Raw genomic sequence first — 7,345 nt, 5'->3', positions numbered from 1 at the left:
ATGTGCGGCGTAGGCCGCTTATTAGCCCGTCCAAGAATTGGGGCGCAGTTCACGGTGGCTGGGGGCCTTTCTTGTTTAGGGCAAGCCATGGAGGCGTTGTGCATATCATTCGTTCGTCGCGACGCCACTTTCCATGACAGCGGGTGCCTTACCGGTCGTTGGCGCAATAGTATTTATCAAAATGTATATGTCAATGATTATTTTGGCATGTTATGCTCGCGAAATATGGCCGTCTGGGCATCGAAAGCTGACACTCGGAACGGGAGGGCAGCGCTATCATAGCCGGGCATCAAAACCCCAATTCAATCTCCGTCGTCCGTAGGGAGGCCGCGCCATGCTTGCCATCGCCGAGCTCCTCACCAAGGCCCTCGAGACCCTCTTCAGGCGCAAGACGGTCAATGTGGCCGCGTTCGCCAACAGCGACGGGCCCGTTAGCGACATCCCCCTGGGCTACTTCTCCAGCGACCGCATCAAGAAGCACCCCGAGAAGCCGATCAACAGAATTGCGACTGAGCGCTTCGTGATTATGGCGAGGGCCGCGCTTTCGGGGGACTCCTACTACGACGTGCTGACCGTCTCCTCGCGCGCCGCATCCTCGTGAAAAGCTTCGACGCTGTGACGCGCGACTTCGTGATCGTGGGGGCCAATGCCGGCGAATACGGGTTCATAGCGGGAGCCCAGGTCGCGTTCCTGCAACGCGTCATGGGTCTGGTCGTCGGCAAGGAGGCCGTTGATAAAGACGAGGTGGCGCGTGCCCTTGCCAACGAAGCACGGGCCGCGCTCGCGGCCCAACCCTCGACGGGCAAGCACCTGCGTGTGGCGGCTCCGGGCGGCAGGCGCTGTGGCCAAATTAAAGGGTCTTCGAGAACAACACAGCTTCGCGCGGACGCGCCGTAAACGCTGTCGCCCCCACACGGGGCCACTTCATGAAGCCCGCCGTCAAACAATGGAGCATCCGAAAAATTCTCGGGCGCTCCAAAACCAAGTCCATCTTTATTTGCTGCTACCGCTTCTTGAGCAGCACCCAATCGAGGTCGGGCTCGAACACGCGCGGCTTCCAATCCCCGGCGATTTCGTCGATGTGCAGTGATATGCGCCTGTCACGCTCGTCAAAGTAATCGAGTCTGAGCTCGTCGAAATCGGGCACGTTTTCATGCTTTAGGCAGAAAAGGCACTTCTTGTTCACGATGCTGTTGGGAGGCAGCGTGAAAGAATACGAGTTATGGGCATCCTCCTCGCCATACTCTGAAGTTGTCGCTTCAGTAACCTTTTCCCCCGCAGCTCGCTTTTTCTCTGTGTATTCGATTTGCACAGTTTTAGCGACTTCCTTGCCGTTCCTGTAGGGAACAACATCGACGTTTCGGACCACCCGCGAACGTCCCGTCGTGTTCTGGAACTCGAGCTTGAGCGGCACAACAAGCAAAGATTGCCCGCCGTCCTCGTGAAATCCCCATCTCTTCTTATTGTCAACGACCGTGCGTTTAGCGTAAATTCTAAGCTTTCCCTTGCGATCAAGCCACCTTGTAATGAGCATAATTACAAAGCTGCTAAAGAAGCCTATGAACCCGCCAATGAGAGTATCGGCACTGCCGGCTAAGAGGAATGCGAGATGTTGCACAAGGCCTTCCCTTCTAGTCTCTTAAACAAATTGCGAGTCTACACCTTGTCCGCAACGTCCGCGAGCTCGTTGCCCAACGTTTGGTGACAATCACGTGGCACCCCTCTTGAACGCCTCAAGGTCGTGTGTGTCTCCTACAGGTGGAACTGCTGCTCGGTGAGCCACCTGCTCGTCGGAAGGGAGGTCAACATCAGGGTGACCGAGTCGACGGTCGAGGTGTTCCTGGCTGGAGAGCGAGTGGCGCACCCGCCCATGCCCTCCGGGCCGCGCAACCGCCACTCCACCAGGGAGTCCGACGTGTCACTTACAGGGTAGCGTCCCGAATGACGCTCCTATGGGCTGTCAAGTCCTTTACTGGCCGACATTTTGGCATTCAGGTAGCGGTCGTATTCGCGTCTGATTTCCTCGTGGGGGCATACGTCTCTTTCTATTTCGCTGAGTCTTACATTCGGCACGTTAAGCTCTCGGGCAATCTGCTGCTGGGTCAGGCTGAGCGATTTTCTCATCGCCGCAAGTTCCTCGCCCCGGGCGTACTTCAGCCTCATGGGGTGCCGCAACGTCGAGTAAACCTCCCTGGCTATGAATCTCTTTAGGCAGCGCATGGCCTCTCGCTTCGTCTTGCCGTCGGACTTGCGCTTTGCCATGTAGGCGAGCGTTCTCTCGTCCCCGCTCATCCTGCTTACGGCAATCATGTGGAGAGCTTTATTGGCCTGCCTGTTCCCGCCGCGGTTGAGCCTGTGCCTGTCGGTCTTTCCGCTGGAGGCGGGAATGGGGGACACGCCGCAGATCGAAGCGAAACTTGCCTCGCTCGGGATGCGCTCCGGTTTGTCGCCCGCGGCGATCGCGAGTTCCGCGGCGTTGACGGTGCCGCACCCCTTCACCTGCAGGAGGGCTGGCGCATTGGCCTCGATGAGCCGATGCATGGCGCCCTCCAATTGGCCTGCTTTCTCATCGAGCTCCAGCCAGGTCCTGGCGAGCGCCCTCGGGGACGCAAGCAGCGGCCCGGCGACGTCGTCTTCCGCATTCGGGCGGCAAGACCCCAGTTTCCTGTACAGGCTCGCTCCCTTGAGCGGCCGGTATTTGGTCCTGACCCGCTCCGGGGCCGACACCAAGAGGGAGCCTATGGCGTTGGATACGCTGGTCATGGTGTTGACGTGTATGGATCTCGCCACCGTAAGGGCGCGCAGGCCCTCAACCCACTCGTTGTGGGACTTCGGCACTATGCCCTTTCCGGCAGCCACCGCGCGGGCGGCGTGCTCGGCGTCGATGCCATCGGTTTTGCCCTCTCCGACTCGCCTCTTTTCCCTCTTGGGGCGAAGTACTTCGAAGACGTCATAGCCGCGTTCCATGAGGTAGGAGCATAGACCGGCGCCATACGACGTCGTCCCCTCCATGCCTACCGCCACGCAGCCCGACGGGTCGCCGATTTCCTCCGCAAGTTGTTTGTAGCCCCATGTGGGTAAATTCAGTCGGCACTGACAATGCTGTTGTCAGCCATGTTGAATCCTCCCTATTCCACGAGTAAGGCGACCTCGCGCTAGTTCACATTGCGTACGGCCTGCCAGCCGCAGCTCCTACTCTGCGCGCTCGTCTGCCGCCCGGGCCTTCACCTGCTCGATCACGCCGCGTAGGGCATCGGCTGCCTCTGCGGTCTTGGCGGCCTCGGCCACCTGGCCCTCAAGCTCCTTGATACGTACCTCTTGCTTGGCGAGAAGGACCTTGAACTCGTCGGGGCCATCGTCGGTGGCGGCAACTTCTTCTACCGCATGCTGCACTTGTTCGTCTGTTTACCCTTGCGGGTGCTGCTGCGTCTCCGTCGTCTGCCCACATCGGTGTCCTCCTTCATGGGAACCACTTTCGTGAATCACGCAGGCAGGAGCCCGCCCGAATGCATGTTAGGAGCAGGGTATTTCTCTGTCACAAGAGCGTAGTCAGCTCGAACTAAATCACATTTAGTATTGTGCCACTTTCGAAGAGCTCAAAGCTTTAGCACAATCTATAAGGTAGCAGCTGTAAATCTGCTATCCTAAGCATGTTCCAATTTTCCGCAATAGAGAGGAAATGGTATATGGAGGCAATAGACTACATACCTAGGCTGGTGAGAGCCTGTTTAGAGAATGACAGAAGACTCGTAGAGTCAGTCTCGCTCACGGTGTCCCGCAAGCTGAGACGTGATCGTCCTGATCTCGCTTCGGAGATCGCTGGGGCGCTTGCAGCATCTGACATGAGAAGCGAGGCTACCCGTGCAGCCGAGATAAACCCGCTACCGATCGACCGAGAGACCCGCTTCTCTCTCGTAGAGTTCATAGAGCCAATCGAGCTACCGGACCCCATTCTTGATGCTGCAACCACAAAAGAGCTTGCCGACTTTCTCAAGGAAAGAGGTCTGATTCAGCGGTTTTTCGAGGATGGGATCGAACCCTCGAACAGTATCCTCTTCATTGGCGCTCCGGGCGTGGGTAAGACATACGCGGCCAACTGGCTTGCATACAAGCTCGCTCTTCCGCTCATAACGCTCGACCTCGCAACTTCGATATCCAGCTATCTCGGTCGATCCGGACAAAACATCAAGAGCGTCTTCGACTATGTCCGCGCACAGCCTGCGGTGCTCTTCCTGGACGAGTTCGACGCAATTGCGAAGCGGCGTGATGACGAGGGTGACCTCGGCGAATTGAAGCGCCTAGTGAACGTTCTTCTCAAAGAAATCGAGACATGCCCTAAGGGCAGCATCGTGCTTGCAGCTACAAATCATCCGGAGTTGTTGGATAGGGCGATTTGGCGGCGCTTCGACAGAGTTATAGAGGTGCCGCTTCCCGAGGAGAACGAACGCATGCGACTCTTCGAGAGACACTTGCCCAGCGACCGCTTCACGCTCTCGCAAGAGATGCTCTTCCTCATGGTCGAGAAGAGCGCGGGCATGAGCGCCGCAGACATTTGCAAGCTTTGCGAGCACATTAAGCGCCAATCAGTGATGAATCCGGGCGAGAGCATAGAGATCATTTCTCTGAGCGAGCTGTACTCCAAATGCAAACCTCAAACGAAGCAGGAGAAGAGTGAGGCGTGCATAAAACTCAGAGAAATTAACCCAGCCCTTACCGTGCGAGACATTGCGCGGATCGTCGGAGTCGGCGCCTCGACGGTCTCCCGCTACATGAAGGAGGCATAAGCCATGTCCGACCCGCTGCCAATCCTTGCTCACGGCGAATCATATGCTCAGCCAGTTCAGAAGAAAACCGGTGGAGGTTCCAAGCCACGGCCACACGAGTACGAAGAGGCTAGGAACCGCCTCCTTGCTAATATCGGCGCTGTGTCCAGGCAGATGCAGACCGACCCTGATTCCTACCTCGAGGAAAAGGTGGTCTGTATACGTATGGAGCCCAAGTTCGAAGCAAAGTCCTATGCACCCTCGTCGGTGCTCACCTCTTCGGACGAGTTGCAAGTCATCGGCGGCAGGAGATACAAGACAGGTAACGTGCAACCTCAGAAGAACAGTAATGACGAAGATGCAGGAGAGCAGTTCGAGTTCGCAAAGCTCTACTTCCTGCGCACGACCTCAAAGGGTCTTGCCGATTTTGAAAACGCGCTTCGCACCGGGTCAAACGAATCGGACGCATGGCGCAACGAGGTAATGTCCATCCGTTCCTTCGACCTGCTTGAGCCGGGCGAAAAGATACTTGGCTTCGATGCGGAATGGAAAGAGGGCCTGGTCGAAGCCGTGCTTCATCCGCTCCAAGAAAGCGCCGAGGATGCCGTAGACCTGTTCTGCAAGGCAGCAGGACTCGGTCGTGACGAAATCGAGGTACGGTCATACAAAGACGGCGTTACATTCATCGCCGCACAGTTGAGCAGGGAAGCTACTATGGCAGCAGCGAGAATCAACCCGCTGCGCACGGTTCACCCGATGGGAAGAATCGCCTTCGAGCCGATACGGAGCGCGATGAGCGCACCAGCACCGCAGGTTGCTGCGGCCCAGAATGTCCCACCTGTGACCGTCGGCGTCTTCGATGGTGGATGCAATCCCAATGTCCCGCTCCTCTCCGGCTATGTCAATGCGCATGATGCCGTTGCATCGCTGCCCGACCAAGACGGCATCGACCATGGAACGGGTGTATGCGGAGCCGTGCTGCATGGCGAGCTTTCTGGTAAGGGAGCTAGTGACGTCCTTCCTGCGCCCGAGGTGAAGGTTGAGAGCTTTCGAGTGCTGCCACCGAGCGATCCCATCGACATTGACCTCTACGAATCGATCGACGCTATCGAGTACGTAGTCGGGCATAATCCTGACATCCAACTGTATAATCTCTCATTTGGCCCCGCTGGCCCCATTCTCGACGATGACATCAGCCGCTTCACTTATGCGCTTGATGTGCTGTCGTACAACCGCGATGCCGAGCCGCCCCTCTTTTGCATTGCGGCCGGCAATGACGGCGATTTGCCAAGCCCAGATAATCGTGTGCAGTCACCAGCGGATCTGGTCAACGGCATCGGAGTTGGCGCGTTTTGTATATTGCCTGATGGTACGAAGGCACGCGCTCCGTATAGCTGTGTTGGTCCGGGAAGAGAGGGTGCCAAAATCAAGCCCGACCTCCTTGAGTATGGAGGGGACATCAACAAGCCATTCGTGGTGGTTGCCTCAAGCGGAAATGCTTTAGGCGCAAGCGCGGGTACCAGCTTTGCATCTCCTTTACTCGTCCACAAGCTTGGCAGAATGATGTCGCGAAGCGAGGATATCTCACAGCATCTCGCCCGGGCTCTGGTCCTCCACAATTCGAAGCACAGTGATAGCTTTGTTCGAGAAGAGTACGGTTTCGGCATTGCCCCAGATGATCCATCGAGTTGTCTGAGCTGTGACGACAACCGCGTCACCACGCTATATCAAGGCATGCTCAGACCTAAGCAGCTTGTCTCGCTGCCGATATTTGCCCCCGGCATCGAGTCGGCGAAGGGGCTTATCACAATCAGCTGGACCATCGTTGCAGTCTGCGAAACGAATCCCAATGATTCGGATGCATACACCTCAAGCTGCATAGTAGATACCCTCATTCCTCATGCCAACAAATACACGTACTCGCTCAAAGGTACAAGCTATAGGCATACGGTGAATCTCGCCACCGAGGAGGGGCGTATCAAGGCAGCTGAACTTGAACTGCAGGGCTACACCTCATCAACCTTGCCGGTGAGCAAGCCTGCAAAGAAGTACTGGGAAGAGTCAGAGTTACGAGCCAACGATATGAAGTGGGACAGTGTCATTAGCAGGACACAGCGCATGAAATCAAGCTCATTGTATGACCCGAAGCTGACGCTCCAATCCTTATTCCGTAATAATAACGATCCCGATGCGCTCACTCGTTACTATGTGGTCGTGACGGTCGATGCTCCAGGCTACAATGGCAGTCTTTACAACAGTACGCTCCAGGAGTATCGCAACTTGCAGCCAATCAAGCTCAGGATTGAGCCGCGTCTTGAGGCACGGAGTTAATAGAATGGACGGCCATCGTGCATAATTGCCTGATGGCCGTCCTGCTACATACAAAGCAATAGGATAATATTAGGCAGACAGAACGATGCCTCTCTCGTCGAGCAATCTGTCTACCGCGTTGAACAACTCTTGAAAGTTTCCAAGGGTCACATTAACGAACTGATACTTTAGGTCTTCGGAATGTGAACTCTCTCCGAAGAGCTCAGTAATCCCTGAGTTGAATTTCGACTTGCCATGGCGGCCTTCTCCTT

7 protein-coding genes are annotated in these 7,345 nt (G+C 56.4%); 4 read left to right on the top strand and 3 right to left on the bottom strand.

Going from position 1 to position 7,345, the window contains the following annotated elements; all coding sequences use genetic code 11:
* Window positions 1-334: 334 nt before the first annotated feature.
* Window positions 335-601 (top strand): hypothetical protein, encoded by a 267-nt coding sequence (locus DWY05_RS08245; protein WP_117821455.1) that lies wholly within the window; start codon window positions 335-337, stop codon window positions 599-601.
* A gap of 14 nt (window positions 602-615) precedes the next feature.
* Window positions 616-897, top strand: a complete 282-nt coding sequence (locus DWY05_RS08240; protein ID WP_117860055.1) for a hypothetical protein — start codon at window positions 616-618, stop codon at window positions 895-897.
* Between the two features lie 106 nt (window positions 898-1,003).
* Here DWY05_RS08240 and DWY05_RS08235 read toward each other — a convergent pair whose 3' ends face one another.
* The 3 genes from DWY05_RS08235 to DWY05_RS08225 all read right to left on the bottom strand — a co-directional run bounded on the left by DWY05_RS08235 (window position 1,004) and on the right by DWY05_RS08225 (window position 3,393).
* A complete protein-coding gene (locus DWY05_RS08235) occupies window positions 1,004-1,618 on the bottom strand; it encodes a hypothetical protein (RefSeq protein ID WP_117821456.1) in 615 nt (204 codons plus the stop codon).
* A gap of 332 nt (window positions 1,619-1,950) precedes the next feature.
* Window positions 1,951-3,087, bottom strand: a complete 1,137-nt coding sequence (locus DWY05_RS08230; protein ID WP_117821457.1) for an IS110 family transposase — start codon at window positions 3,085-3,087, stop codon at window positions 1,951-1,953.
* A 105-nt stretch (window positions 3,088-3,192) separates the two neighbouring features.
* Window positions 3,193-3,393, bottom strand: a complete 201-nt coding sequence (locus DWY05_RS08225; RefSeq protein WP_117821458.1) for a hypothetical protein — start codon at window positions 3,391-3,393, stop codon at window positions 3,193-3,195.
* Between the two features lie 293 nt (window positions 3,394-3,686).
* On the opposite strand from DWY05_RS08225, the gene DWY05_RS08220 reads away from it, so the two are divergent.
* Both DWY05_RS08220 and DWY05_RS08215 read left to right on the top strand, forming a co-directional pair.
* Window positions 3,687-4,784, top strand: a complete 1,098-nt coding sequence (locus tag DWY05_RS08220) for an ATP-binding protein (RefSeq protein WP_158558733.1) — start codon at window positions 3,687-3,689, stop codon at window positions 4,782-4,784.
* A 3-nt stretch (window positions 4,785-4,787) separates the two neighbouring features.
* Window positions 4,788-7,094: a S8 family peptidase gene (locus tag DWY05_RS08215; RefSeq protein ID WP_117821460.1), complete on the top strand. Its 2,307-nt coding sequence runs from the start codon at window positions 4,788-4,790 to the stop codon at window positions 7,092-7,094.
* Window positions 7,095-7,345 lie beyond the last annotated feature (251 nt).

This window comes from Collinsella sp. AF23-4AC, from assembly GCF_003462685.1.
Classification (GTDB): Bacteria; Actinomycetota; Coriobacteriia; order Coriobacteriales; family Coriobacteriaceae; genus Collinsella.
This window is presented reverse-complemented; position numbering and strand designations above follow the sequence as displayed.

Excerpts from the sequence above, each read along its gene's own strand:
- DWY05_RS08245 (WP_117821455.1), top strand. The coding sequence starts at position 335 with ATGCTTGCCATCGCCGAGCTCCTCACCAAGGCCCTCGAGACCCTCTTC.
- DWY05_RS08220 (WP_158558733.1), top strand. The coding sequence starts at position 3,687 with ATGGAGGCAATAGACTACATACCTAGGCTGGTGAGAGCCTGTTTAGAG.
- DWY05_RS08215 (WP_117821460.1), top strand. The coding sequence starts at position 4,788 with ATGTCCGACCCGCTGCCAATCCTTGCTCACGGCGAATCATATGCTCAG.